At 74.7% G+C, this 1,502-nt stretch carries 2 protein-coding genes; both read left to right on the top strand.

Features of this window, described 5'->3' with window-relative positions:
* Positions 1-870 (top strand): FAD-dependent oxidoreductase (locus tag ACTUAL_RS27380; RefSeq protein WP_440902263.1); only part of this gene is annotated, 870 nt, incomplete at its 5' end.
* Positions 871-971: 101 nt separating this feature from the next.
* Positions 972-1,502: M24 family metallopeptidase (locus ACTUAL_RS27375; protein WP_440902262.1), on the top strand; the 531-nt coding region annotated here is incomplete at its 3' end.

Here is a 1,502-nt window from a genome sequence, read left to right as displayed (position 1 = left end):
GTCGAGGTGGTGGCCGGTGCGGACCACTCGGGGTCGGTGTCGTCGGTGGCCGCCGCGATCTGGTTCCCGCACGCCGTGGGCAGCTCCGCGCGGGTGCTGGAGTCCGGGAGGGTGACCGGCGAGCGGCTGGCCGCGCTGGCGGCGGACCCGGCGACGGGCGTGCGGCTGCGCACCGGCACCGTGCTGTCCCGCAGGCCCGACCCCGACCGGTCGTGGACGGCGGCCGTGCCCGCGTGGCGGGAGGCGGGCGCGGGCGAGGTGCCGGAGGGCGCGCGCGGGGTCGTGGTGACCCTGCCGGTGGCGGTGACGGACGTGTACCTGGGCTGGTTGCGGGCGCGGGTGGAGCGGCGGGGCGTGGTGTTCCGCGCGGCCGAGCTGGTCGAGCCGGAGGACGTGGGCGCGGGGTTCGACGCGGTGGTGGTCGCGGCCGGGCTGGGCTCGGGGGCGCTGCTGGGCGACCCGGAGGTTCACCCGATCCGGGGCCAGGTGGTGCGCCTGGCCAACCCCGGCCTGACCCGCTGGGTGACCGACGACGACAACCCCGGCGGCCTGACCTACGTGGTGCCGCGCGACGGGGACGTGGTGTGCGGCGGGACCGGCGACGTGGGCGAGTGGGGCACCGAGCCGGACCCGGAGGTGGAGGCGGCGATCCTGCGCCGGGCGACCGCGCTGGCGCCGGAGCTGGCAGGCTGCCCGGTGGTGTCGCGCGCGGTGGGCCTGCGCCCGGCGCGGCCTCGGGTGCGACTGGAGGTGGTGCCGGGGCGGGGGTTGCCGGTGGTGGCGTGCTACGGGCACGGCGGGGCGGGGTTCACGCTGTCCTGGGGCGAGGCGGCCGAGGTGGTGCGGGTGGTCGGCGGGCTGGGGGTCTAGACCGGTCGGGGCGCCCCCGCCGCAGGTTGGTATTTCTATACCGCACCCGTGTTAAGGTTCCGGTATAGAAATACCGGCACTGACATGACGCGAGGGTACTAGTGATCGAGCTGAAGACGCCTGCGGAGATCGACCGCATGCACGTGACCGGGCGGTTCGTCGCCGAGGTGCTCACCGAGGTGGGGAACCTGGCCGACGTGGGCGTCAACCTGATGGACATCGAGCACCACGTGCGCGGCATGATCAAGCAGCGCGGGGCCGAGTCCTGCTACTGGGACTACGCGCCCTCCTTCGGCGAGGGGCCGTTCCGCAACGTCATCTGCCTGTCCGTCAACGACGCCGTCCTGCACGGCCTGCCGCACGACTACGCCCTGCGCGACGGCGACGTGCTCAGCGCCGACATCGCCGTCAGCATCGACGGCTGGGCCGCGGACTCGGCGCGCACGGTCATCGTCGGCACCCCGGACGAGCAGGACCAGCGGATCATCCGCGCCACCGAGGTCGCCCTGGAGGCGGGCATCGACGCGGCGCGCCCCGGCAACAAGCTGGGCGACATCTCGGCCGCGATCGGCGCCGTGGCGGCGGAGTTCGGGTACAAGGTGAACACCGAGTTCGGCGGCCACGGCATCGGG

The sequence above is a fragment of the Actinosynnema sp. genome, from assembly GCF_052038725.1.
Note: the sequence above shows the minus strand (reverse complement) of the source record. Positions and strands in the feature narration are given on the sequence as shown.